This window comes from Nostoc sp. (assembly GCF_036918245.1).
Classification (GTDB): Bacteria; Cyanobacteriota; Cyanobacteriia; order Cyanobacteriales; family Nostocaceae; genus Nostoc.
Genome location: NZ_JBALEF010000072.1, coordinates 23,663 through 49,863 on the forward strand (window position 1 = coordinate 23,663; position 26,201 = coordinate 49,863).

Below are 26,201 nucleotides of genomic sequence, written 5' to 3' on the forward strand. Positions count from 1 at the left end.
TTGATGCACCTCTGCGCTAATCTAGAGGCTATATCTAAATAAAAAGTTATGACACCTGAAGAAATTGCGGCTACGCTCACAGAATTATTTGACACATCGGCTGTTGCTACGACTGCTCCTGGATCGTGGCAAGTAGACACTCCTACTTTTCGGCTGTTGGTGCTGCTTTCCGAAGATAATACTTGGCTGCGAGTTTTACTGCCTATTCTCCCCATTCAAGAAGCCCAACCATTTTTAGAACAGTTCCTAGAAGCCAACTTTGATGACACTCAAGAAGTACGTTACGCTTTATATGAAGGAGTAATTTGGGGGGTATTTCAACATCACAGTGGAACTTTAGTGAGTGCAGATTTGTCCAATGCAATCAACCGACTTTTATCTCTCCATCAGGCTAGATTAGATAATGTCTTTAATCAACTAATTGAAAGCCGCATCCGGCAAATTATTCAGGCAGCCAAACAGCAAGGACAATCTCTACAAGCTACTATGCAAACCTTAGAACGCTTTTACGCCGAAGGAATGATGGGCGAAATAAATCAAACTTCACAAGGGCGAGAAGAAGTCCTAACGGCTTGGCGGCGTCAGTTAGAACGTTTATGGAATGAGGGTTGATTTCCATTTTTCAGTTTTCATATTAAACCAATTTACAGATATATATATCTATCATGGATATCATTGAAATCCTCAAAGAAGACTATCAAAGATTCCCAGTCAATCAAACTTACAGCATCTACACTCCAAACGTTTATTTTCAAGATCCATTGAATAAATTTCGTGGTGTTAAACGTTACAAAGCAATGATTAATTTTATCGAAACTTGGTTTTTAAATCCTAAGATGGACTTACATAATATTCAACGTTTAGGAGACACAATAAAAACTGAGTGGACACTCAGTTGGAATACTCCTCTCCCCTGGAAGCCACGGATCTCTATTCCTGGTTGGAGTGAATTAGGTCTGAACTCTGATGGCTTGATTATTTCCCATATCGATTATTGGAATTGTTCACGCCTAGATGTGGTGAAGCAGCATTTTTTCTCTTGAAAAAATCGATGATTAAAATAATATGATGACCGTCAAAATAGCCATAATTTGTAGTGAGGACTTTAGTCCTCTCTAACAAAATGCTACGCGAACAAAATCAGGACTGAAGTCTTGCTATTACACTAGATGTAACAACGAAAGCCATTAATCCTTATGACGGCTTTCAAAAATCCTGAAATCCCTGGTGAATTAACTATACATACAAAAGCAGAAGATATTATCATTCCCCCTAGTGATTTATGGAGTGATGAGCCTCCTTTAAAAAGCGATCTACATCGCGAGCAAATTGAACTACTGTTGGCCTGTCTGAAATGGTGGTGGCGTAACCGTACTGATTTTTATGCTACTGGAAATTTAACGATTTATTTTAGCCCAGAACAGATTACCACGCGAGACTTTAGAGGGCCAGATTTTTTTGTCGTCAAGGATTGTGAAAATCGCCCCCGCAAAAGTTGGGTATTATGGCCAGAACAAGGAAAGTATCCGAATGTGATTATTGAATTACTTTCTAATAGTACTGCCAAGGTTGATAAAGGTCTGAAGTTTGAACTTTACCAAGAGACTTTTCGCACGCCGGAATATTTTTGGTTTCACCCCAATACTTTGGAGTTTCAAGGGTTTCGTTTAGTGGGTGGTAAATCAGGGTAAGCGCATAAAAATATGTGACCAATAACACATAAAAGTTGACATAGTTATGATGTCAACGAAAATTTGAAGTATTAAAGATGTTAAGTAGTAGGCTAATAAAATAGGCATCTATCAGAATTGGGCGAATCAGTCATATGGCACTATCTCTAAAATTCTCAAAAAAAACAGTTAAAAATTTAAATAATACGACATCTTTGGAATAAAACAACCCGCGAAGTTCAGTTTTATTTAACTAGTTTAGACTGTGATGCTATCAAATTAGGTCGAGCGATTCGAGAACATTGGAGTATTGAAAACGGTTTACATTGGACAAAAGAAGTAACATTCAACGAAGATGCTTGTCGTGTTCGTACTGGTCATGCTCCACAAAACTTAGCATTGCTACGACGAATAGCCCTTAATGCTTTAAACCTCGAACAATCATTCAAGCCTAGTAATCGTCAAAAATCCAATCGAGCCGCGATGGATAACAATTATATGCTGACTGTTCTTGCCGCCAGCTTTGTTTCTAGATGATTTTTCTCAATCCGCTTGTCAATAGGGTTTGAGATGCGCTTACCCTGTGTAAGTATGTCCAGTGTGAAGCGGTATCGAAAGCAAATCGAAAAGGCGTCAACTCAAACGCCAAGGTCTTCTTGACGAGTTATTTACGATTCGGCAAAACTACCTATCTAGTGAGCCTGTAATGAAAAAATTAAAGAGGCTGACCCTTTTGAGACAGCCTCTTTGTACAAAGACAATCAACCTTTTTAAAAAGCAGCAGCAAATTCCTTTGCAAAATCTTCCAGCTTTACTTTTCCCATAGCAATTGGCTTATGCAGGTCATAATCCTGCAGTAATGCGCCGCTGTGAATGCTGGCACCCATTTCAACAAAGTTGGCTGCAATATGTGTCGGCATTCCTTTGTTTTCCAAACCGTCTTGCATTTGCTCATTGGTAAAAGTTGCCCATTTTAAATCCGGCTTGCCAATAGCGATGCCTAAGATGTGAGCGGCTTCGTTGGCCGTATGCTCGTCGCTTCCCACATATCGCACTTTCTTGCCAGTAACAGGTGTTTCTATCTCTTGTGCAGCGGCGGTGGCAATATCTCTTGGGTGAACCATTGCAATCCTGTCATCGCCACCATAGTTTGCGCCGATAAAGCCCAGCCCTTTGATCATATCTACAAAGCTGTACAAATTGGTGTAGAAGTAAGTAGGGCGCAGATGAGTAATGGCTATGTCTGACAGCTCATTCAGAATGCTTTCTGTATGGTGAGAACCGAGGATGAATCCGGTGCCATTATCTAAATGCGCGCCCGTACTGCTGAGATGAACAAGACGCTTTACGCCCGACTGTTGAATGGCTTGGGCATAGTTGCTGCCGATTCTCCGGTAATACTCTACCTGATCGGGTTCGGTAAAGTCTGGCGGCACCATAGCAAACACGGCATCGGCACCGGTAAAGGTGGAAACCAGGAAATCAACGTCTTCCAGTGAGCCAATGGCGGCGGTGGCGCCTAAGGCTTCAATATCTTTTTGCTTTTCCGGCTTGCTGCTAATAACCGTAACCGTATGACCTTATTGTACTAACTCCTCTGCCAGTGGCTTGCCGATGTTTCCTAAAGAACCTGTTACTATAACTTTCATAAATATTTCGTTTTTGTTTGCGAGGGTTTCTGAATCGGTTAGTGCTAGTTATTTTGGTGAACTCAATAGTAATTATTAAGATGGCTGTACATTCTTTATAATTTCATTTTTTGAAACTCTTTTCACTAATATAAGTTTTATTAATAATTTAGGTATTATTTAGAACTAATATGTACGATGAATTGAATTGGCGTAGGGGTAGCCCTTGAGAAAAACTTTGCGATTTACTGACATTAGCTTTTGACTAATGACTAAGAACAAATGACAAATGACTAATCGATTGACTTTAGGAACCTAAATATGGGTTGGAGGTCTATAATACAGAACTATCCACAATGGTTAGCCAATATCTTGCTCAATCTCGTTTTAGTCATTGACTTGCAAAAACCACCACGAGTTTCTCACAGATTAAATGGGATTACTATTTAATATTCCTCATAACCACTACTTAAGATACAAGAGCTTTTTATAGAGGATATAGGATGCAGTTCAATCTAGAATTCAAAATTGGTAATAAACCTATTTGAAATTCCTGTTTACTTTTATGTCGGCAAAGCTAAAATTCTTTTTGATTGTGATATTAAGTATCTCTGCCACGGCTGGTGCTGGAGTTTATATTATCCAGCAGCAGCAATCTGCACCGATTGTTGAGACTAGTGATGAGCAAACCCAGCAGGTGGGAGCAATACATCAGTCTCAGGAAGTTGCAGCATTCTCAGAGCGTTCCGATTATCAAACTATACCTTTAGAAAAGCTCAACTCATCTCTTCAAGGTAGTAATCCTACTACCCTCGCCCTGAATGCCTTTGGGGACATAGCAGTGGGAGGATCGCGAGAGATAGAGGTAGTTTATCCGCAACCAAATCAGGCGTTAGTGACGATTACGCAAATCAAGCGGGGTAATAATTCAGTTGGGACGGTTAAATATCGAGCGGAGATGACAACCTTTGGGCGATCGCTTTTTATTAGCTCACCTCCAGTGTGGCAAATTGTTTGGGCTGGCTCCCAGGTAGAATGTTGGGCTGGGAGCCGCTCTCACACTAAGTTAAATCATATCTGTCATTAGTCATTAGTCATTAGTTACTGGTCACAAAACAAATGACAAATGACAAATGACAAATTTAAATGTCGCCGCGAATTTCTTCTACAACGCCATCGCGCAGAACGATTTCGACTTGCATTTTGCTAATCAGGTTATCACCGATTTCTACACGGAAAAAACCTTCCATTTGGAATTGGTTGACTTCCTGATCTTGCTGGAGAAACTGAACTTGCTGGAGGTTTTGCAGCAACTGATTTTTCTGCTCTAAAAATTCACTCTTCTTTTGATTGACTTGGAGTTGAATATTGTCAATTTGTTGCAGGGTCTGGGGGCCAGGTGGTTGCAGACTCTGCTTTTGAATTGCCGCGATCGCTCTTTGTCCTTCAACGTCTAGCTGTTGCAGTTGCTGGTCAAGTTGATTGATTTGGGTTTGCAGCTGCTGTTGTACTTCCTCTTTCCAGAGGGGAGTCACAATAACTTTGACGTTGACGACGCGTTTCAGAAGCAAATTAGATTTGGAGACATCCATAAATATTTCACGTTCACTCTTTACAGTTAGCAGGTGGAATGATCAGGCAAACATGCCGTCAATAATATCGCGATAGCGTTCCGTGACGACATGTCGGCGAACTTTTAGTGTTTGTGTCATCAAGCCATTTTCGATGGAAAACGGTTCCAGGATGAGTTTAAACGTTCCGATGCGGTCATCCGGCCGATAGCCTGGACGATTTTGGACTTCCCGATTTAATTCTTGGCGAAATAAATCCTGGATCATTCTACTCTCGAAGTCAATTTTTTGACTATCTGAGGAAGTCACTTGATCGTTGGGCGTATCCAGCGTTAGATTCTGACTTGCTGCCCATTTTTCTAAGGCTTCGACATTGGGGACAATTAAGGCTCCCAGGCTGCGCTGATCTTGACCGATGAGCATAATTTGATCGATGTATGGCGATCGCAAACACACATCTTCGATCGGCTGTGGCTCGATGTTTTCCCCGTTAGTTAATACAATCGTATCTTTAGCCCTGCCAGTCAGCACTAAGTCGTCTTGTGGTGTCAGCCAACCCAAATCGCCACTATCAAACCAACCTTCAGCGTCAATTGCTTTCGCTGTCGCTTCGGGATTTTGGTAATAGCCTTGCATAATCTGCGGGCCTCTCAACAATACTAAGCCTCGCTTCTCTATTGGTAAAGGCGCTTTTGTCTCAGGATCGACGATTTTAGCTTCTGTAGCCGGAAGTGGTAGCCCTGATGCACCAATCAAATTCCGCCAAGGACGCCGCACGTGGGTGACAGGAGAAGTTTCTGTCAAGCCATAGCCTTGCAAAATCTGCACACCAATAATTTCAAAGAAATTATCTATGTGTCTGGGAAGCGCACCACCACCGCTAATCATCTGCTTAACTTGTCCTCCTGTGGCTTCCCGAACTTTGGCATAAACCAGTCGTTCTCCCAAGGCATGGAGGGGCAATAAAGCTGATGCTTGTATTTTAGCTGCTAATCGTTCGACGGTTGAGGCATGAAGATTATTTAAACTCAACCCTTGAGCAACTCGCCGCGCTTTGATATATTTCTCGCTAATACCCAATAAAGAGTTAATTAGGCGTTGCTTGTTCCCTGGTTGTTCCCGAAACTGCTTTTGCACTCCTTCATAAATCGATTCCCACAGGCGGGGTACACCCACCATGTAGTTGGGTTTAAATTGTCTCAAATCCCCTTTTACGGAGCGCAAATTCGTATAAACTTGGGTGCAACCTTGAGATAGTAGGTAGTATTCAACGGTTCGTTCGTAGCTGTGCCACGAAGGTAGGATACTGAGAACAATATCGCCAGCGTTTGGTTGCAATACTGTCCCAAATGTTGTTACTTGGTGCATCAAATTGTTATAAGACAGCATTACACCCTTGGGTTTACCTGTGGTGCCAGAGGTGTAAATTAGAGTTGCCAGAGCGTCACGATTTTGCTTGACTGGCACAAAATTATGACTTTTCCCAACTTCGAGTAACTGCGAAAAGTTCAGCACCTTTAAGGTTGCGTCTGTTGGTGGTGCTTCATCGGAAAGTAAGATTACCACTTGAATTGGTAAATCTTTGAGGCGGTCTTGTAGTTTTTTAAGTGTTTTTAAATCCTCTACTACGATCGCTGTACTGCCGCTATTAGCGATGATAAACAGCAGTTCTTCTTTATCAGCTTGGGCACTACGCACCGCATCAACGCCTCCAGCAGTCATTATGCCTTGATCGGCAATAAACCACCGAGGACTATTGTCAGCAATTAGGGAAATGCGATCGCCTACCTTTACTCCCAACGCCTGTAACCCAGCAGCAAATAGTTGCATTTGCTCTGCCAACTGGGTATAAGTAATCACTACTTCTGGTTTAGCGTGAGGATTACGCAGGGCGACAACATCACCAAATCGTTGAGCTGCCAAAGGCCAAATTTCTGGTAGCGATTCCACATTTGTGTAATCTACCAACCGCTTTAATGCCTGCCGTTCTCGCTCACTGATGTTAGATAAAAAAGAAGACGCGGTTTGGGTTGTTGACATAACACCTTACTTAAAGATTTTAAACTGATCGTTTTCCAGCTTATTTTGTTATTACGCTACAATATCCAGCCTTATTATCCACATACCCTTCTGTGTATGATAATTCCAGGAATTCCACGTTTATATTTACAAAAATTTATGTTAAAGTTAATTTACATAGAGTGCAAGCAATGATTGTGTTTGCATCTAAGAACAGCAATCGCCTATGTTTCACAGGAGATGATTACCTATGAATTTTATCGACGCCATAATGCTAACGCTGCTCAATATTGCTGCTTGCATAGCGTTACCTAAAATTTTAGCTATCCTTTTGGCTGATAAAACCAAACTTACTGAAGCGTTGGCAAATGGTTCCAAATTACAAACAGCCAAAATTGAACTTACCAGTTTTCCTTATTGTACAGCTTACCAATTGACAGGTAGCCAATTTTGTAAATTCAGTCCTGATTTTTGTGCCAAGTGTTCTCCGAATTGATAGACTGTTTGTCAATAAAAATTCCTCAGTGCTCCCGACAACCAAGTAATTCAATTAACTCTTCAACACATATTCATTCTAATTTCGACAGCTTCAGATCCCTGACTTATTCAAGAAGTCGGGGATATTTTTGTTCGTAACTCCTGCAAAGATTACTAAACCTAGTCCATATTCATATTTACTTGGTTACACTTGTTTCTGTACCAGATTCTGTAACAGGCTCTTTAGGAAACTTGCAGCGTTCTGCTTCAGCATCAAACACTAAACCAGCCGGATACGGCATTAGTTGATAACCATAAGGCGCGTACTGATAGAAGGTATTAAAGTTTTCAGGCTTTACATAGCGTTAAATAAGAAAATTTAATTAAATTTACATTGCGTAATATAGCTTAATTTATTCTTGCCTACTTAGTTAGATTCAAGCAATTTTCTAGCTAAGTCAGTATAATTACTAATTGAACTAAAGCTACATATATAACTAATATAACAATTATTAAATCTATTACATGACAGTCAAGCAACTTGTAATGCCCAAGCAGTAAGAAGTTTGTCAGTTTATTTAGAAACTTCACAAACTTTTAGTAGGCTATCAAGTCAACTATGCTGGGTAGATAAGTTTGTAGTCAGGACTTTAGTCCTTGTGTTAATCACTTAAGTGCTTACTACGTAGCAGGCAAAGTTAGCTTAATGGATTACTAGAGTTCATGTCATTAATTCTGATAGGTAAGGGCTACGAGCTCCTCGGCTTCTTGAAGAAGTCGGGGATTTTGTAACCCCGCAAAATTAATGAGACAGATTCTAGTAAGCTGTCAATTAATAAATGATAGGTGGGGAGAGTATTGGCAAAAGCTTAATGAAATGGGAGAAGAAAGTAATGAATTGCTAGAGAAGTATTTAACGAGTTAACCATTAAATTAAATAAGATTACAATATTTCGTGCCAACTTTTTTGATGGTCAACACATTAAACTATTAGTTACAAATAACAGGTTTTACTATGAATCAGAAACAGATCGCAGAGTTTTCTCTCAAAGATGGCACGAAGTTTTTAGCTGAAGTTGATGAGCTAGAAAATAGCAATGCTCTTGTACGTGTTGCTAGACCAGACACAGGGCAAATGGTAGTTGAAGCTAAAAATAAATTTGAGGATGTATTAGATCAAATACAACCTGTCGCTTCAGCAATTATCACCAAATTGAGTCAGCTTAATACACCTGCTAGTGAGGTAGAGGTTAAGTTTGGTATTAAGTTAAATGCAGCAGTGGGTGCAATTTTTACTTCTGTAAGTGGTGAAGCCAACTACGAAATTACCTTGAAATGGAAGCAAGACAAGGCATAGTATGGTAACGAATACAGATAATTATATTCAAACTTTTAGGTCAGCGATCGCCCGGATTTTTCATGCCAATGGTGTGGTAGTTGGTGTAGGTTTTTTAGTCTCTGGGCGAACTCGAAATTACATGCTAACATGCGCTCACGTTGTTACTTCAGCTCTATCTTTACCAGAAGATATAGTTGAAGCTCCTAGTAATGATATTTATTTAGATTTCCCCCTAATTGCATCAGGACAACAACTAAAAGCTAAAGTTATTTTTTGGCAACCCGTTATTAGCAATGCATCAACCTCTGAGCCTGAAGATATTGCCGGGTTGCAAATCGAAGGGGAGTTGCCTACAGAAGCCCAACCTATCCAGCTAATAAGAGCTAGCAATATTTGGCAGCATCCTTTCCGCATATTCGGTTTTCCTAACGGACATAATGATGGCGTTTGGGCCACAGGTGTGTTGCGAGACGGCCAAGGTAAGGGATGGGTGCAACTGGAAGATAGTAAGGTAACTGGCTACAGGGTAGAGCCAGGTTTTAGTGGTGCGCCTATATGGGATGAAACCCTTGTAGGAGTAGTTGGGATGGCAGTAGCAGCAGAGAAGCGGCGAGAAGATATCAAAACTGCTTTCATGATTCCTGCGGATGTATTGATTGAAGCATGGGATGAAATCGGCTTGTCGATTTCGTCAAATGCACATACCCAGACTATTCCTAGCAGAGTTCAACAACTCAAAATCAAAACTTTGCAACAACGCTTTGACGTTCTAAGTAGTGATTATGAGACGGCTTACAATCAACTTAACTATACACTTAGTGCGAGCGATCGCAATATCATTCAACGCCAAATAAATACCATCCTACAAGAACTTGAGCAAGTAGAAAGTCAACTTAGTGTCATAAATTAAACCATTAATTTAATATTTAAATGCAATGAACAATTCTTCAAATTTACGAAATAACCATCTAGAGCAGTTAATAGTTCATTTAAAAACTGAAATTGAAAGTATCAGCAAACAAATAGTACGGACGCTTAATGATGTAGATAAAAATATATTGCAAAGGCAACTTGACGATAAATTTGATGAAATAGAAAAAGCTGAATCAGAGTTAAACCAACTAAATCGACAATCTGTAGAGCTTAAGCCTGATAATATTCCATTCACTAATCGAGATGCTGCAATTAATGAGATTACAACAATTAATTATCCTCCTTATCGTTTGGTAACTGCTCCTGAAGGTTACGGCAAAACAGAATTTCTCAAAAAGGTACAGGGACGTTTTCAAGAATTACAATGGTGTTGTGCTTATGCTTCTATGTCTAGTTATGAAAGTATTGAAGACTTAGAAAAACGATTAGCAAGTTCTCTCAACTTGACAATCCCAGAAGGACATGATTTAAGTTGGGGAGAACGTTTAGGCTCATTATTGCATAGAAATTGGGCTAAATGGCAGTCACAGGGCAAAAAAGGTATTGTGCTGCTAATCGATCTGGATGGCAGTGCCCCACAAAAGCAACGTTTAAATGAACTTTTTAATGACTTTAAGGAATTTGCATGGAGAATTGAAAAATGTTTGAAAGAATTACAGTTCTTTAAAGATAATTCCCGGAGACTTCGAGTTGTGATTGCAGCTCGCTGTCTGATCGATCTCCCATTAGATCGGACTTTTCCTAAACTAATACTCTCTCCTTTTAACTGGGAAGTGATTCAGGATACAGCAACAAAATATCTTAAGCCTATAGAGATGACTTCTGAAAGTCTTGCTTTACTCGCAGGACACTTACTCTATTTAACAGGTGGACATCCAGGAGGAATTGCTGAAGCATTAAAAGTTTATCGAGATGGTTGTTACACAGTTAGTTGGCTTTTAAATAGTTATGGCAACCAATTATGGGAAAAAAACCTCAAAAAATGTAGAGATCAGATTAAAGAAAGCTTGACAAAAGAAAATAATCATCTATACGAATCTATTGAAAAATTAAGTATATTTCCTATACTCAATGGGACTTGGATATTAAAGGAAGCTGTTCGGAGATTTAAGTTACCTTTTAGTGATGATAGTTTTAAATTAAATGCTGAACTGACAAAGACATCTATTTTTACTCGTGATAAAACGATTATCAAAGATGGAATGACACGGCGGCTGTTAGTTATTGGTCTTCTCCGAGAAACCTCGCCTGATAACTTTCAACAGCTTTGTAGCGAAGCGGCTCAAATCTGCTGGGAATATATTCACGAACTGAAATCAAAGAATAATTCTGCTGTTGCGGGTACTTGGTCTATGCAGTATTTTTTTCAAAGTCTTCAAAAACATGCTGGATTTATCAATTTTGGCCCTAATAGTCTGGCTTATCGACAAGAACTTCGTAATGATTTCTTTGACAAAACAGTTGAAGAAACTCTGGGAATATTCCGCAATACAGATCGAGAGCAATTCCATGAATTTATTTATACGCTGAAATCTGAAGTAGAAAACGACTGGGAATTTCAGTTTGTTGTCAATTACTATCTACACAATGATGAATATAATGACATACCCTATAGATATTTAATTCAGAAGCTTGATGAAGCCATTCAAAATAACTAACTAGGTAATAGATGTGTACTGATTTTTGCAACAATTAAATAGGAGTCTATTATGTCTGAACTAAATAAATTAGAGTTTGTTGGTCGTGCAGAACATCTAAATCGAATTATTTCCCTTGTTCAGGAGTCTAATAAACTGCGTGTAGTTTTAGTAGAAGGTAGAGGTGGAATTGGCAAAACTTGGTTGCTTCATGCATTAAAATCCCGTCTAAACCAAGTTCAAATTGGAACAAGTGAAATTATTGATTGCGATATCCCTGTTTTTAAAGATGCAGAAGATTTATACACTCAAATCGCCAAACAATTATACGATTATACATATAAAGAATGGTTGCTCCGGTTACGACAACTGCGAGAAGATGAAAACCGCCTCAGTCAAATTGCATACGAACAAGAACGCAGACAACTTGAAAAGTTCTTGGTCGATGAAATTAATCAAAAATCCAGCCAGCAGAGATTGGTATTTTTAATTGATACAGTTGAGAAGTTAGCACAAGCAGAGATCCGAGAGCAAGTTTGGGAGTGTATTGGCAATTTATGTCATCAATTAGAGAATGCCGTATTTATTTTAGCAGGTCGCCCTAGTATTGCTCATCAAATTCTAGAAAAATCATTCAAAGAAGAAGAATTAACTTATTTAGAATTAAATGAATTCACTCAGGAGGATGTACAAATATACATTCGTTGCAAGGAGGAGCAGCTTCACTTTACTCTCGGACAAGAATTAGTTAAAAAAATCATAGTTCTTTCTGGTGGTAGCCCGATCATGATTGAATTTGGAGTAGAGTATGCTTATCGGGAAGTAATACCAGATTGGTTAGAGAGTGAAGATATAGAAACTATTCCCAGTAGGTTAGAAAAAACTGGTGGATTTGAAGCTGAGATGGTTCGACATATTACACAGCTTCGGACATCAATGGATCGGTTAACTCTGTTGCTTTCACGTATCTACCCATTAGATAGCTCTGATATTGCTAATTTATTAGAACTATCTACAGAAGATGCTCAAAGATTATTTATTGATGCACAAAGCTACTTTTTTATCAAACCAGTAATCGGTGGTTCTCAAATATCATTACATGATATTGTGCGAGATTTGGTTGAGAAATATGTATGGGCCGATATTGACCCTAATTTGGAATGGAGAAAACGAGATAGTCGGATTGCTGCCAAATATTTTGAGTAAAAAGATTATGATTTAGGCCCACAAAAAAGGATATTGGAGGTTCAACGTTACTCTGATGATTCTCATAAAGTTGCTAATATCGAGTTTCTAATTGAAGAAGTTAAGCAACTGCGAGAATTCAATACTACGCGATGGCTTTGGAATGCTTTATATGCCGATCCGACAATCGGCTTTGAAAATTGGCACGAAGTTACTGATAGGATACGCCGCCAATCGAAAAAATTTGGCTTTGTAAATCAATTGTTGGCGATTGCCAAACAGTTTGAAACAGAGCTAAATCCCGATCAAAAATTTAAATTGATTATTTTTGAATCAAAGATTGTTCACGCTCTTAAAGATAAGAGGACAAAAGAAAATGAACTAGTAAAGCTGGAGGGAATGCTATCCGATCAATCTTCTAATTCTTCTCATCAAGCAGATATTTACAATGTCTTGGGAATGCTAAATACTAAGTTACACCTTTATGCAGAAGCTTTAAAATATCAACAAGAGTGTTTATCCTTAGTTCAAGGCAAAAAGCTATCATACGCTATTCCTGCTGTAGCTAACCTAGTTGGTTATCTGCATCGACAACTCAACAACTTTCAGGAAGCTGAGAAATATTACAAACTAGGTTGGGAGGCTGCTATGGAAATTGATACTCCTGACAAAGGCTTAACTCAAGTTATGGCTAGCATTCAGAATAACTTGGGATTTTTGTACGGACAACAAAAAGATTACGTAAAGGCTGAACAGTGTTTTAAGGCTGCTATTGATATGTGGTCGAGTGTTGAGAGTGAACGCGAAATAGCCAACGCCGAAATTGCCTCTGCTACTATTTTGGTAGATAATGGTAATTATGTTAAAGCTAAACAACTACTTGAACGAGCGTTAAGCCGTTGTGACAATGAAGAAAACGATAATCAAATATTGTGTAGGGCATACTTTCAGTTAGGCTTAAATCAGTGGTTTAGTGCTGAGGTAGTAAATGAAGCTGTTTGGGATGTGACACAGGTGCAGTGGGATCTCAATGTGCTAAGTCTTGCTCAAAATGCTTTAGAAAAAAGCCTGAAACTGGCAGAGAAATACGGACTTGAAGAGGAATTACCTGGAATTTTGCACCAAATTGCTAGTGTCTATTGGCACCTTGGGTTTCAAACAGGCGATCGCACGCTACAAGACCAAGCTTTAAAACTCAATGATCGCTCTTATCAGACTAGTTTAGAGTACAATGACATGCGGTATGCCATCGATAGCTTAGTAGGTAAAGCAGAGTTTGATTATTATGCAAAAGCCTACCAGCATATTTCTGATTATGCACAAGAACTTAGCGATCGCTTTCAATCATATCAAAATATCCATACACTATACTTTGGCCGCATGTTACGGATAGAAGGTGATGTTGCATTTCAACAAGCTAACTACAACTTTGCTTTCAGTAAATATGCTCAAGGAATACCCCAAATCTTTCAACATGGAGGTTTCGGGCCGTATTCGATCAAACATGAGCTAAATCTGCTCCAAAAGAAAATTGAACGGTTGCCTATAGAACTTTCTAAAACTCTGATTCAACAACTAAAATCTCAGTGGAAAGATCATAAAGCTCTCAAGGAATGGTGCGATCAACAAATGTTCCTGACTAGAATACGTGCCACAAAACAGCCATCTTCTCATGCTTAGTAAAAAAATTGATCGGCCCCAAATTTTAGTTTCTCTTAATTCTACCTACGTACCAACTGGGCAATGCGACTGTGATGGAGGGGATTGTGCCTGTGACTTATCCCCTTTAGCAGAATTAAGCTCAGATATCCGATTCTCTCTGGGGATATTGGACACAGAGTTTGTGAGAGTTCCTAACTCGCAGATGATGAATTTAGATGATACTTATTCTATCTGTTATGGTACTTATCATAAAGTAGCAGTTCTGAATCAATCAGCGATATTTTTACTCGAACAATTTACAAATCCTCAGAAATTAGATGATATTGCAATAGAGCATCCTGACATTGACCCAATAGACTTACAGGTAGCCATTCAGGAATTATATCAAGCACGTTTAATTGCACCGAATAATTATTCATCATTTAACTTAAATGAAATACCAGAAACTTTAACAGCATGGTTGCATATCACCGATCGTTGTAACTTAAGATGCGATTACTGCTACCTTCCGCATATAGCAAAGGATATGTCAATAGATATAGGTAAAGCAGCTATTGAATCTACATTTCGCTCTGCAACCTTAAATAATTACCACCGCGTCAAACTGAAATATGCAGGAGGAGAAGCATTACTCTGCTCTCCTTTAATTAAGGATCTCCATTTGTACGCTCAATTCCTTAGCACAGAAAGAGACATTATATTAGATGGAGTAGTTCTCAGTAATGGAACATTGATTACGCCTGAGATTATTGAGATGCTACAAATCTTGAATCTGCGTCTAATGATTTCACTAGATGGATTATCAAATTTCCACAACATCCAACGTTCTTATGCAAGCGGAAAGGGATCGTTTGAAGATGTTGAACGAGGTATTAAGATTGCCTTGCAAAATGGTTTAATACCAGATATTTCCATCACAGTTAGTGGGCGTAATGCAGAAGGATTACCCGATCTTCTGGAATGGATCTTAGAATATAATCTACCCTTTAGTTTAAATTTCTATCGAGAAAACGAACTGTCAGCTTCTTATGAAGACTTGCAACTAGAAGAATTTCGGCTAATTGAGGGAATGTTGGCAGCTTTCAAAGTTATCGAATTGAAATTACCTAATCGAAGCTTACTAGGTTCATTGATTGATCGTGCTAATTTAGCATCTCCTCATAAACGAACTTGTGGAGTTGGGCAAAGCTATCTCGTATTTGATTACAAAGGGCAAATTGCTAAATGCCAGATGCAGCTACATAAAACTATATCTTCATCTAAAACTCAAGATCCTTTAACTCTTGTGCGACAAGATAAAACCGGTATTCAGAATTTGTCAGTTGAAGAAAAAGAAGGCTGTCGTACATGTGAGTGGAAATATTGGTGTACAGGTGGTTGTTCTCTGGCAACGTTTAAAGCTACAGGTCGTTACGATATTCAATCTCCAAATTGCAATATTTACAAAGCTCTTTATCCTGAAGCTCTCAGATTAGAAGCGTTACGCCTAATTAAATATAGTTCCCCAACTAAGTCATAACTAATTATACGGACATGATATAACTTGACTTTTTAAGATTTTGGTAGATGTACAGTGAAGAAATTGTATTTAAATCCATTTCTTTAGGCTCATCTTCATCCTCATTAGTATTTTTAAATAGGACTGTAAATGCACCAGCACCTAACCTATCTTGAGGAAATATCCGATAACAAGGCATCATAGTTAAATGCGATTGATATTTGGCTAAATTACTAATTTTTATCGCTTCAAACTTGGGAAACCGTTCTAAAAACCATTCACAAACTTGCTCATTTTCTTCAGGTGAATATGTGCAAGTCATATAAGCAAGATAGCCTTGCGGTGAAACAATTTTAGCAGAATTAGCTATAATACGCTTTTGCCGATTTGCACTCTTATTAATAGCAGTTGGGTGAAAACATCCAGGTGCTTTTTCACCTTTAGCAAGTAAAGATTGCCCAGTACACGGAGCATCTACTATTACTAGATTGCTAGAGCCAGGAAACATTTCGGCAAATATGCTCGAATCTCGATTAACCACTGCACTAGGGCTAATCTGGCAACGCTTCAAATTAGAAATTAGCATTCCTAGACGTTTGCCAATTACTTCATTACTGATGAGTAATTCAGGTTTTAAAGCTCTCCAAGCGAAGATACTTTTACCTCCTGGTGCAGCACACATATCAAAAACTAAACGCACTGACTCAGGAATAGCTAACAAAGTAGTAGCTGCAAACACCGAAGAAAAATCTAAACAATAGAAATATCCTTTTTCATGCAAGGGATGCTGACCAGGTTTTTCTCCCAGAGATAAGCGGTCTATAAATTGTGGTTGCCAAGAGATTGGTGTTTCCACTGCCAAAGGTGAAATATCTGGCTTTTCTTGACACCAAAGAATACTAGGTGAAAAAGGTTGAGGATTCATTAAAGCCTCGATAAATTTTTCTTGCTCATCTAGATGAGTGAACAAACGCCGCGAGACTTTAAGTAATAAATTAGAAGGTTTTTCCATGAAGATGATGAATTATCAATTACGAATTACGAATTACGAATTACGAATTAGTACGTTGTATCTGAATCAAAATCAAACTGTTACACAAGAACAATGTAATTAAGGCTTTTGGCTTCATACTCAAAATATAATGACCGCCATTGGGATCGCAATGGCCAAGCTACCCCACTGCACCGGAGAAGGTCATGTTCTTAGATAGTTTTCCGCAAAAATTACGCAAAGAAGCACAATTATGGAGGGATGAAGGATTAATTAGTTCTTCGCAGTATGAGCAGATAGCAGAACGTTATCAATTTAAAAACCTGGAAGCTGCTGCACGCGATCGCAATAAAGCGATCGCGATCGCTATCGGTAGCATACTTTTATGCTTAGGCATAATTACCTTTGTATCAGGAAACTGGCAGGGAGGATCGCGAGAAATCAAATTTATTCTAATGATGAGTTTGTTTTTTGCGATCGCCATCACTGGATTTTACAGCTGGAGACCACCTGAAGGAAAGAAGCCAGAACGAAGCAAACGCCTACTAGGAGAGGGGTTGTTAATTTTAAGCGCCTTCATCTTCGGTGCAAATTTACTGCTGATGGCCCAGATGTTCAATATTGCAGGTTCTGCTTCCCAACTGTTTCTCGCTTGGGGATTCGGTGTTGTGGTCATGGCTTTCAGTTTGTGCTTAAATTCTTTAGGAATTCTATCAATTGTCCTCGTAGAAATCGGCTACTGGACTGGACTAGAAGACTTATGGTACGCTTCAGGTGAGTTAACTTGGTCGCGGCTAGTAGTGCAGCATCTGCCTTTGTTGGCATGGCTGGTATTTGTACCTTTAGCTTACTTATGTCGATCCCGTTGGATTTTTGGTCTAGCAGCCTTTGTTTTTGCTAGTTCCTTACAAGCTAACCTTAATCCTCTGCCACTGCTGAATTATGCTGATATAGCCCCTTGGGTGGCATCTTTTGCTTTTGCACTCCCACCTGCATTATTCTGGAGTTATGATGATTTACTGTTTCCAACCATAAATTACAGATTGTTTCAATCTCTAGCGCGTAATTTAGCGTTGGTATGCTTCGGCATTGTCTTTTACGTTCTGTCTTTTCGTTGGGTCTGGGAATCTCCAGATTATAGTTATAATCAGCCAACGAATTTGACAAACTTATTCGAGTCTCTGCCGATCATCGATTTAGGGATTCTCAGTGGCTTGGCGGTATTGCAATGGTTGTTTCTACTGCGCCAAAGAAATAACCCTCCCCGCCGCGAGGTGATTTTTACAACTGCTGTCATTAGTACATTTCTTGTCTTTATTGCAATAGTACCTTTTTGGCATCAAACTATCAGTCGGATTGATGAACTTGGCATTTTTATTTTCAATGTACTTCTTGCAACATTAGCCTGGGGACTAATTCAAGAAGGATTGAAATTAAGCAACAGAAGCTCCTTTTGGGGCGGTATGCTGTTAGTAACACTGCAAATTATCAGTCGCGTGCAGGAGTACGACACCGACTTACTTTTTAAGTCGCTGGTCTATGTCCTGTGCGGTTCTGCTTTAATTAGTGCTGGACTCTGGTTTGAACGCCGCCTAACTGGTGGCTCTAGCTCTACAAGTAAAAAGTAGGGCAAATTCAGAATGGGCTAAACCCTAGCTATCCGCTAACAGAATTCAGAAATCTGCCGATCATCAAAATCTCTGTGCATCAAAATTTTTAAGTTTCTCTGCGTCAGTCCTAATCTCGTTACTTTTAACCTCCTCAAGACCTCTGCTTTTTAGGACTACGCTCATGACTAATACTTCTTCTGAATCTAAAAATAAACCCTTGTCTCCCGAAGCCGAATTTTCCAATAAGGTGACTTTTCGGGATTACTTGATTGCTACTGAACAAAAATCGAATAAGCCTTTACCTTTTTGGCGGTTACTTGCTCCCCTGGCGCTGCAAACAGGGCTAATTATGGCAGTACCAGCCCAAGCAGTTTATACAGACGTAACAGGTAAGACGGTGATTTTACAAACCGTACCTGTAGACCCTAACAATGTAATAGAAGGTAACACCTTAGCGTTAGATTACAACATATCCCGTACCTCAAATTTGAGCAGACTACCTGGCTGGCAAACATTAGTCAGCAAAGGTCGTGGAAGCGGCAGAAGATTGCCTGAAGGAACCAATATTTACGTAACTTTGCAAGAGCAATTATCTTCTGGTCGCGGTGTTCCGAGAGCTTGGAGACCGTTACGAGTAAGTAGCGATCGCCCTACAACTCTTAGAGCCAACCAAGCAGCCTTAAAAGGTGTTTATCAGGATGGCTCTGTTAACTACGGCTTGGAAACATATTACATCCCAGAAAACCAACGGCAGCAGATTCAGAACGACTTACAAGCCCAACGCGCCCGCAGAGGACAAGTACCACCTATTGTGGTAAAAGCGAAAGTAGATCCACAAGGTAAGGCAGTGCCACTTAGTATGTGGGTGCGCGATCGCAACTATCGTTTTTAAACTGTTGGGCAAATAAACAGTGCATGTTTACACCACGCCAGGTTTGTCTTTGAAGTTCTGAGCGCCGACTTACGACGCTCAGAATTTTCTGTTTGTCATTAGACATTTGGTGATAAAGAATGTAGAGACATAGAAATGCTATGTGCAACTATGCAAGTATTACGAACCAATCAAGTCGGTGGTTGGCAACCTAATATTACACGCATTGCACCAACAGTACTGTTGGGACAAATTAAGATTCCCTTCACCAATATTTCACCACTTTCAATTCTTTTAAATCGCACTTTAGCGTCCTTAGTAGTTCCGAGGCTAAAAGATTGGTTAGTTGTTGTTGTACTGTTGATAATTTATAGTATTCTTGCTCTACCTTATGGTTGGAAATTTGGATTTTTACAGATGGAACTTTAATCTGCAAAATGGATTGATAAATACTTATTAATATTGCGTTGTTTCTTTTTACCTGCGATTGTTGGAGAACTCTTGTTTCGCGTTTTCTTGCTTCCTAATCCTAGCGAAATCACCAATTGGTTTCAAGGGGCTTTGTGGGCAATAGTGAATTTATTATTATTTGTTTTGTATCATCCATTGAATGCTAAAACATTTTATAAAGCTGGAATTGCCACATTTTATAATCATGTTTTTCTTTTTTTAGCTAGATTTTTGGGAGTTATATGTACTGTTGCATATAACCTAACAGGATCTTTATTTGCGATCGTTTTAATTCACTGAATTGTAGTAGTTTGGTTAATTGTTTTTGGAGAAATCAGAAAATTAGATAATAATCAAAAAATTCAGAACACTAAGGTTTAAGCAGGCAGGGGGCAGGAGGCAGGAGGCAGAAGTCAATAATGCTCGATTAAGGCTAAAACTTGATGCCTGTATTTAGCACGACTAAATCTAGGACAACCTTCCTCAGCCCCGTTTTTACAACAACCGCAGAACTTTTTATTAGCGATCGCGCTAGAAATATACCAGTATTCAGCAACACACTGCTAAGGCACAATCAGCACTGGGCAAGGGGAAAGGTTAATCACGCGAGTAGTAACACTATCATCCGCTCCCTCTTCAGTCAAACCTAGCCCCCGACAGCCCATGATAATTAAATCTGCCCCAATTTCATCAGCGACATCGCAGATCGTAAAAGCTGGTTTGCCTCGCCTTTCTAGGGTTTCAGATTGAATTCCTTGCCCAGAAAATAAAGATTGGGCATTTTCCAGCAGTTTCGCAACTACCTCTGGCGACACCATCGGATCGTCTGCGCTGGGCGCGTCTGGAAGCGGTTCTTCTACCACAGACAGCAGCACCAAGCGACTGCTGTACTTTTTGACTACGTTGGTAACAACATCAGCAGCTTCCCGCGTTTCCCGGCTTTGATCGATAGGAAATAATACTGTCTTAAATATATCTGTCACTTGGGTACCCCTGACTCCGGTAAAATCTTGATGGTTCTACTTTCAAAACAATAACAAAAAGGCAATCAGGAGAGTTTGGTGTGTCCAAAAAAAGTTTAGCAAGTTTATCTTCGGCTGATATCTCTGGGAAACGTGCCTTAGTGCGGGTTGACTTTAATGTGCCTGTGGACGATCAAGGCAACATTACCGACGATACTCGCATTCGCGCTGCTCTACCAACCATTCAAGATTTGACGCAGAAGGGAGCTAAGGTCATTCTCACTAGCCATTTTGGCCGTCCCAAGGGTGTGGATGACAAATTACGCCTAACTCCCGTTGCCAAGCGTCTGTCTGAGTTACTGGGGCAAGAAGTCATTAAAACTGATGACTCCATTGGCGATGAAGTTGCAGCTAAAGTTGGCGCGTTGCAAAATGGTCAAGTGCTGTTACTCGAAAATGTCCGTTTTTACAAAGAAGAAGAGAAAAACGACCCAGAATTTGCGAAAAAATTGGCAGCTAATGCTGATTTTTATGTAAATGATGCTTTTGGTACTGCACACCGCGCTCATGCTTCTACTGAAGGTGTAACTAAATTCCTCAGCCCTTCTGTAGCTGGATATTTGGTTGAGAAGGAATTGCAATATCTGCAAAATGCCATTGAAAATCCCCAACGTCCTTTAGCGGCAATTATTGGTGGTTCCAAAGTTTCCAGCAAAATTGGCGTGATTGAAACACTGCTGGAGAAGTGCGACAAGCTGATCATCGGTGGTGGGATGATTTTCACCTTCTACAAAGCCCGTGGTTTGAACGTTGGTAAGTCTTTGGTAGAAGAAGACAAGCTAGAACTAGCGAAGTCTTTGGAAGCTAAGGCTAAAGAACGGGGCGTTGCTTTATTGCTTCCCACAGATGTGGTATTGGCAGATAATTTTGCTCCTGATGCCAATTCTCAAACCGTTAGCATTGAGAATATCCCCGATGGTTGGATGGGTTTGGATATTGGGCCAGATTCGGTGAAATTTTTCCAAGATGCCCTTGCAGATACCAAAACGGTAATTTGGAACGGGCCGATGGGTGTGTTTGAGTTTGATAAGTTTGCGGCAGGTACAGAAGCTATCGCTCATACCCTCGCCGAAATCGGTAAAACTGGTACAACTACCATCATTGGCGGTGGCGACTCAGTAGCGGCTGTGGAAAAGGTTGGTTTAGCCGACCAAATGAGCCACATCTCCACCGGCGGCGGCGCTAGCTTGGAGTTACTTGAAGGCAAGGTATTGCCTGGAATTGCAGCTTTAGATGATGCTTAATACAGACGTTACAGCAATTTTCAGGTAATTAAACCATCGTTAGGGGCGCACATCTGTCATTGGTGTCAACTTAACGTGAAACCCGCTTGGTGAGAACGTTTTACCCTCACCCCCAGCCCCTCTCCCCTAAGTAGAGGGGAGCCTGAGATTTAATTCCCCTTCTCCCTTGGGAGAAGGGGTTAGGGGATGAGGGCGTGAGATGATGTATAAAACACCTACCTGATATAGCTTTCAGCTTAAGTTGACACCAATGCACAGATGTGCACCCCTACTGTAGATAGGAGAAAAAACTGTGGAAACAAAATGGCTGGAATGGGCACAAAAGTTACAAGCGATCGCTCAAAATGGTTTGACTTATTCTGAAAACCCTTTTGATATCGAACGTTACAAACAATTACGAGCGATCGCCACGGAAATCATGGCGAGTTACTCAAATGTAGAACACAGCTATGTCCTCGATTTATTTAGCCGTGAATTAGGATATGCAACTCCCAAAGTTGATGTACGAGGAGCAATTTTTCGTGATGATACTATATTGTTAGTCAAGGAACGAGTAGACGGCTGTTGGACTTTACCTGGTGGATGGGCTGATGTTGGTGAGTCGCCTAGTGAAGTAGTTGTGAAAGAAGTATATGAAGAATCGGGATATCAAGCACGCGCTATCAAACTTCTAGCAGTCTATGACAGAAACAAACAGGGACATCCACCATTACCGTTTTATGTCTACAAGCTGTTTTTTCATTGTGAACTTATCGGTGGTTCTCCATCATCAAGTATTGAAACTGAAGAAGTAGGTTTTTTCCCTGAAGGTGCGTTACCAGAACTTTCTCTCGGACGTGTGACACCAGTACAAATAAATCGACTTTTTCAACATTATCGCCAACCAGATTTACCGACAGACTTTGATTAGTAGCCCCTTGAATATTTAATATACTTTGCCAACTTTTTTAGGTAAGATACTACTACACAAATTTACTATATACACTAATTAACTATATAGTTTGCTTCGATAGTTTGCTGCCAAAATAAATGCATAGCAATGACTCAAATTACTCAACAACCACACCTAATCCAGCACCATTCAAGACTCGGAATTGAAGTCCTGCGCGGTTGCAATCTTAACTGCCTCACAAATCTAGAGTCGCGTGAATTAAAAGAATCACTTTGGAAACATGGCGTTGTAGTCGTCAGACAGCAGCAGCTTACCGCACAACAATTAAAAGAATTTGCCAAGCAGACTTTTGGTGATTTTATGTTTGGCGGCCCTCCTAAAACATTAGATCCCGATATTAGTCCAGACTTACAAAGCCAATATGTTTATATATTGGGCAATCCGAAGGGGCCAGTTCCCAATCCAGCCGATAAATATGCGTGGCAATGGCATCATGATAAAGATGGTCTCCCCAGTACAGAGGGACTGGATATGAACGCACTATATGTTGTGATGCTTTATGGAATACAAGTGCCGCAAGGTGTAGATGGGCAACCTCACACTACCGAGTTCCTTGATATGGTAGAAGCGTACAATAACCTAGATCCTCAACATCAGCAGCAGTTAGAGCAGATGTCGATGTATCACTCGCCACCAGTGTTTTTTAAAAAACCCAATGTAGATACTGATATACCGAAGAAACTGCATCCCATTGTGTCCACTCACAAAGTCACTGGTAAAAAAGGATTATATTTAGGTTCGGACACTGCGATCGCACTTGGTATGGAAGATCGACCAGAGTCAGCAAAACGTTTTTGGGAAGATTTGTTTGCGACTGTTCTAGACTGCACGCCAGTCTACTCCCATGTTTGGCAGCCAGGAGATATTGTTTTTTGGGACAACTCACAGGTAATGCACAGAGGCACACCATACAATTCAACGAAGCACCAGCGAATTGCGTTGCGTTTAGGTGTAGTAGAGACAAGTTGAAAGACACTACTACAATAGACCTCTTGCACAAATGCAAAATTCGCCCTCATCCCCCAACCCCTTCTCCCAAAATTGGGAGAAGGGGAGCCAATTTCAAAGTCCCTCTCCCAAGCTTGGGAGAGGGATTTAGGGTGAAAGCTCATTGATTCATGCAAGAGGGTTTGTAGTAAGCACTTTAGTGCTTAGAAAATTAAGGAATAAAGTGCTTACTACGAACTTGCTTACCTATCAATTTAAACTTGACAGACTACTAAGGCGTTGTCTCAGGAGTTGGTATTGGTGTAGGTTCAGGTGTGGAGGTTTCTATAGGCGTGGGTATTGGCGTTGGCGTTGGCGTGGGGGCTAGTGTCGGCGTGGATGTTACCGTGGGCGTTGCTGTTGGAAATGGGAGAGGAGTGGGATTTTCCGCTGTAATAGTGAGTTGATAATCTACTGGTTTCGTTGCTGTGGAAACTACGACAAACTCATAAAATCCATTTTCTGGTAATTTAGTTGACAAACTACGCTTGGTAGAATCTTCTAAAAATTGGATTTTGCCTGAGGGTGAATAGACTGATAACAAAACTTGGGAATTTCCTTGTAGCTTCAAGTCCAGAGATTGCTCTTTGGCAAGTCCAGCAATGAATACTTTACCATCACCAGGTTGAAGAGTACCGTTGACTGTTTTGCCAGTAGCGCCCGGATCAAAGACAAGTTTCTGGAAAGCGCTACGGTCGAGGATAGCACTGAGTTTATCGCTAACAAAACCGTACCAAACTTGTCCAATGGGCTGATTTCGGAAATCTTTACCACGCTGCTGTGGGAATACATTTAAGAAAGCAGCATTTGCCAAATCATACAAAGAACGACTACCAACGTTAATTTTGTTGACTTCAACTTTCCAGCGATCGCGTTCAGCAGTTGTGTAAGTTCCCAGTTTTTGGCGTGCATCATTACTCAATGGTGCAAGCTTTTCTAGCAATTCCGAAGCTGTTTTATCCCATTCTGCACGCAAACTTTCATCTTCAGGGCCATTACCGAGAGTACGTTCCCGTAAACTGGGATTTCTGTCCCAAAAAACTTGATTTACCAAGTTCACGTAGAAGTTAGAGTCGATACCCAATTGTTGACGGCGATCGCTTAATCTTTCTTTGCGTTCTCTTTCTGCTGACGAATATTGCGCTAGAGGATCGGTTGGTTGTTCGCTAGTTGGAGTAGGGCTGGCTGTAGGGTTAGGTTGGACTTCCCCGATATCTCGCCTGCCATTCAATCCCCACCAAATTAATCCCACACTACCAGCGACTAGTGCCGCTACTAGGAAGGTTTTTGTTGGCGTCCACCAGGAGGAAGAGGGGGAAGATGAGGGATATGAGGGATATGTAGCTTTAGCTTCGGTAGGAGTTGGGGAAGGTGGGGAGACGGCGACAGTGGCGGATGTGGGTTGTGGTGGAGTGGGATATTGAGTTGGGGGATAGTTAGCCGAGGGCGGGTTCAGGGCTTGGAGTACTTGACGGGCTGATTGATAGCGATCGCTTGGTCTAGGAGATAGCATTTTATCTAATACCTGTACCAAATTTTGACTCAGATTAACTTCCCGTCGCCATTGCCAACTCAGAGTATAAGTATCAATTAATTCTTGGGGTTGTTTTCCTGTCAGTAAAACCAACATTGTTGCAGCCATTGCATACAAGTCGCTGTGGGGAGAGACTAACCCTGTTTGCATTTGTTCTGGGGGCGCAAATCCGATTTTACCCAATAAGGTTGGCGCTGGCGGAGGTGCAACCATACCAGGTTGGTAATATTCGGAAGCCACGGTTGCTACTACTTGTTTGACACCGCCAAAATCAATTAAAACTGGCAGTTTGTCAACAGTGCGAAGCATTAAATTATCTGGGGAAATATCTCGGTGAATTACTCCTAGAGAGTGAATGTATTCCAACACTGGCAAAATTGAAAGAAACAATTGGCGTATTTCCGTCTCTGTAAAGCGCAGACCCTGTTGTATTCGGGCATTTAACAAAGAATTGTAAGTTTCCCCTTCTACATAATCTTGCACCAAAAACAGATATTCTTTGCCTCCTAAATTTAGCCGCAGCAGTTCCCGGAAGCGGGGAATTTGAGGATGTTGCAGTTTATAAAGAACACTCGCTTCTCTTTCAAAGAGTTCTTCAGCTTTTTGGACAACGTAAGCGGTTTGAACTTGGGGGGAAAATTCTTTTAAAACACAAAGTTCGCGGAAACGGTTGACATCTTCAGCTAAATAAGTGCGTCCGAAGCCACCTTGGCCAATTTGACGCACTATCACATAGCGATCGCTTAAAGTCAGTCCCGGTTGGATACTATAACTCATGGGCGTATCCAACATTTCACCACACTGGAGACAAAAGCGACTACCTGAGGAATTTTCATGTCCTTTAGAACAATATATTTTTGTCATTTGTCATTTGTCATTTGTCATTAGTTATTAGTTATTAGTTATTAGTTATTCTTCCCC

The 26,201-nt window shown here is 40.4% G+C and carries 22 protein-coding genes and 3 pseudogenes; 19 read left to right on the forward strand and 6 right to left on the reverse strand.

All coding sequences use genetic code 11. From position 1 onward, the window contains the following. Positions 1–48 precede the first annotated feature (48 nt). The 4 genes and pseudogenes from V7L12_RS21185 to V7L12_RS21200 form a co-directional block, all read left to right on the forward strand. Positions 49–612: a hypothetical protein gene (locus V7L12_RS21185; RefSeq protein WP_335087245.1), complete on the forward strand. Its 564-nt coding sequence runs from the start codon at positions 49–51 to the stop codon at positions 610–612. A gap of 53 nt (positions 613–665) precedes the next feature. Then, the gene (locus tag V7L12_RS21190; protein WP_335087247.1) at positions 666–1,043 is read left to right on the forward strand and encodes a DUF2358 domain-containing protein; all 378 of its coding nucleotides are present in this window, start codon (positions 666–668) and stop codon (positions 1,041–1,043) included. A gap of 153 nt (positions 1,044–1,196) precedes the next feature. Then, positions 1,197–1,682: pseudogene (locus tag V7L12_RS21195) on the forward strand (Uma2 family endonuclease); the annotation flags it as partial. Positions 1,683–1,874: 192 nt separating this feature from the next. Further along, positions 1,875–2,207 (forward strand): annotated as a pseudogene (locus V7L12_RS21200) (ISAs1 family transposase); the annotation flags it as partial. Positions 2,208–2,440: 233 nt separating this feature from the next. Here V7L12_RS21200 and V7L12_RS21205 read toward each other — a convergent pair. Beyond that, positions 2,441–3,238, reverse strand: a pseudogene (locus V7L12_RS21205) (NmrA family NAD(P)-binding protein); the annotation flags it as partial. Positions 3,239–3,863: 625 nt separating this feature from the next. On the opposite strand from V7L12_RS21205, the gene V7L12_RS21210 reads away from it, so the two are divergent. Next, positions 3,864–4,385: a hypothetical protein gene (locus V7L12_RS21210; protein WP_334819028.1), complete on the forward strand. Its 522-nt coding sequence runs from the start codon at positions 3,864–3,866 to the stop codon at positions 4,383–4,385. Between the two features lie 55 nt (positions 4,386–4,440). Here the strand turns inward: V7L12_RS21210 and V7L12_RS21215 are convergent, their stop codons facing one another. Next, positions 4,441–4,890 carry a YlqD family protein gene (locus V7L12_RS21215; RefSeq protein ID WP_012412623.1) on the reverse strand — a complete coding sequence of 150 codons (450 nt, stop codon included), beginning with the start codon at positions 4,888–4,890 and terminating at the stop codon, positions 4,441–4,443. Positions 4,891–4,932: 42 nt separating this feature from the next. Continuing rightward, positions 4,933–6,909, reverse strand: coding sequence for an AMP-dependent synthetase/ligase (locus tag V7L12_RS21220; RefSeq protein ID WP_335087249.1), 1,977 nt, complete (start codon positions 6,907–6,909; stop codon positions 4,933–4,935). A 229-nt stretch (positions 6,910–7,138) separates the two neighbouring features. Here V7L12_RS21220 and V7L12_RS21225 point away from each other — a divergent pair, with 229 nt between their 5' ends. The 7 genes from V7L12_RS21225 (at position 7,139) to V7L12_RS21255 (ending at position 15,640) form a co-directional block, all read left to right on the forward strand. Beyond that, positions 7,139–7,384, forward strand: coding sequence for a hypothetical protein (locus tag V7L12_RS21225; protein WP_334819024.1), 246 nt, complete (start codon positions 7,139–7,141; stop codon positions 7,382–7,384). 996 nt (positions 7,385–8,380) lie between these two features. Then, positions 8,381–8,722 carry a CU044_2847 family protein gene (locus V7L12_RS21230; protein WP_335087251.1) on the forward strand — a complete coding sequence of 114 codons (342 nt, stop codon included), beginning with the start codon at positions 8,381–8,383 and terminating at the stop codon, positions 8,720–8,722. A 1-nt stretch (position 8,723) separates the two neighbouring features. Continuing rightward, on the forward strand, positions 8,724–9,614 hold the full coding sequence (locus V7L12_RS21235; RefSeq protein ID WP_335087253.1) for a trypsin-like peptidase domain-containing protein: 891 nt from the start codon (positions 8,724–8,726) through the stop codon (positions 9,612–9,614). 25 nt (positions 9,615–9,639) lie between these two features. Continuing rightward, complete coding sequence (locus V7L12_RS21240; RefSeq protein WP_335087254.1) at positions 9,640–11,295, forward strand: hypothetical protein; 1,656 nt, start codon at positions 9,640–9,642, stop codon at positions 11,293–11,295. Between the two features lie 51 nt (positions 11,296–11,346). After that, positions 11,347–12,480 (forward strand): NACHT domain-containing protein, encoded by a 1,134-nt coding sequence (locus tag V7L12_RS21245; protein WP_335087256.1) that lies wholly within the window; start codon positions 11,347–11,349, stop codon positions 12,478–12,480. A 33-nt stretch (positions 12,481–12,513) separates the two neighbouring features. After that, a complete protein-coding gene (locus tag V7L12_RS21250) occupies positions 12,514–14,139 on the forward strand; it encodes a tetratricopeptide repeat protein (protein WP_335087258.1) in 1,626 nt (541 codons plus the stop codon). Beyond that, positions 14,132–15,640: a radical SAM/SPASM domain-containing protein gene (locus V7L12_RS21255; RefSeq protein WP_335087260.1), complete on the forward strand. Its 1,509-nt coding sequence runs from the start codon at positions 14,132–14,134 to the stop codon at positions 15,638–15,640. The genes V7L12_RS21250 and V7L12_RS21255 overlap by 8 nt, the downstream gene beginning before the upstream one ends. 4 nt (positions 15,641–15,644) lie before the next feature. On the opposite strand, the gene V7L12_RS21260 is transcribed toward V7L12_RS21255, so the two are convergent. Further along, complete coding sequence (locus V7L12_RS21260; RefSeq protein WP_335087262.1) at positions 15,645–16,631, reverse strand: RsmB/NOP family class I SAM-dependent RNA methyltransferase; 987 nt, start codon at positions 16,629–16,631, stop codon at positions 15,645–15,647. Positions 16,632–16,816: 185 nt separating this feature from the next. Here V7L12_RS21260 and V7L12_RS21265 point away from each other — a divergent pair, with 185 nt between their 5' ends. The 4 genes from V7L12_RS21265 (at position 16,817) to V7L12_RS21280 (ending at position 19,841) form a co-directional block, all read left to right on the forward strand. Next, positions 16,817–18,238: a DUF2157 domain-containing protein gene (locus tag V7L12_RS21265; RefSeq protein WP_335087263.1), complete on the forward strand. Its 1,422-nt coding sequence runs from the start codon at positions 16,817–16,819 to the stop codon at positions 18,236–18,238. A 163-nt stretch (positions 18,239–18,401) separates the two neighbouring features. Next, positions 18,402–19,112, forward strand: a complete 711-nt coding sequence (locus V7L12_RS21270) for a GDYXXLXY domain-containing protein (RefSeq protein WP_334924277.1) — start codon at positions 18,402–18,404, stop codon at positions 19,110–19,112. Between the two features lie 135 nt (positions 19,113–19,247). Beyond that, positions 19,248–19,520, forward strand: coding sequence for a hypothetical protein (locus V7L12_RS21275; protein WP_335087265.1), 273 nt, complete (start codon positions 19,248–19,250; stop codon positions 19,518–19,520). A 33-nt stretch (positions 19,521–19,553) separates the two neighbouring features. Continuing rightward, on the forward strand, positions 19,554–19,841 hold the full coding sequence (locus V7L12_RS21280; protein ID WP_335087267.1) for a CPBP family glutamic-type intramembrane protease: 288 nt from the start codon (positions 19,554–19,556) through the stop codon (positions 19,839–19,841). A 263-nt stretch (positions 19,842–20,104) separates the two neighbouring features. On the opposite strand, the gene V7L12_RS21285 is transcribed toward V7L12_RS21280, so the two are convergent. Next, on the reverse strand, positions 20,105–20,515 hold the full coding sequence (locus V7L12_RS21285; RefSeq protein WP_335087289.1) for a universal stress protein: 411 nt from the start codon (positions 20,513–20,515) through the stop codon (positions 20,105–20,107). An 89-nt stretch (positions 20,516–20,604) separates the two neighbouring features. Between V7L12_RS21285 and V7L12_RS21290 the strand changes: the two genes are divergently transcribed. The 3 genes from V7L12_RS21290 (at position 20,605) to V7L12_RS21300 (ending at position 23,728) form a co-directional block, all read left to right on the forward strand. Beyond that, entirely contained in the window at positions 20,605–21,807 is a 1,203-nt protein-coding gene (locus tag V7L12_RS21290; protein WP_335087268.1) for a phosphoglycerate kinase, read from the forward strand. A gap of 292 nt (positions 21,808–22,099) precedes the next feature. Then, entirely contained in the window at positions 22,100–22,717 is a 618-nt protein-coding gene (locus tag V7L12_RS21295) for an NUDIX hydrolase (RefSeq protein ID WP_335087270.1), read from the forward strand. 129 nt (positions 22,718–22,846) lie between these two features. Beyond that, on the forward strand, positions 22,847–23,728 hold the full coding sequence (locus V7L12_RS21300; RefSeq protein WP_335087272.1) for a TauD/TfdA dioxygenase family protein: 882 nt from the start codon (positions 22,847–22,849) through the stop codon (positions 23,726–23,728). Between the two features lie 250 nt (positions 23,729–23,978). Here the strand turns inward: V7L12_RS21300 and V7L12_RS21305 are convergent, their stop codons facing one another. Then, entirely contained in the window at positions 23,979–26,144 is a 2,166-nt protein-coding gene (locus tag V7L12_RS21305; protein WP_335087274.1) for a serine/threonine-protein kinase, read from the reverse strand. Between the last annotated feature and the right edge of the window lie 57 nt (positions 26,145–26,201).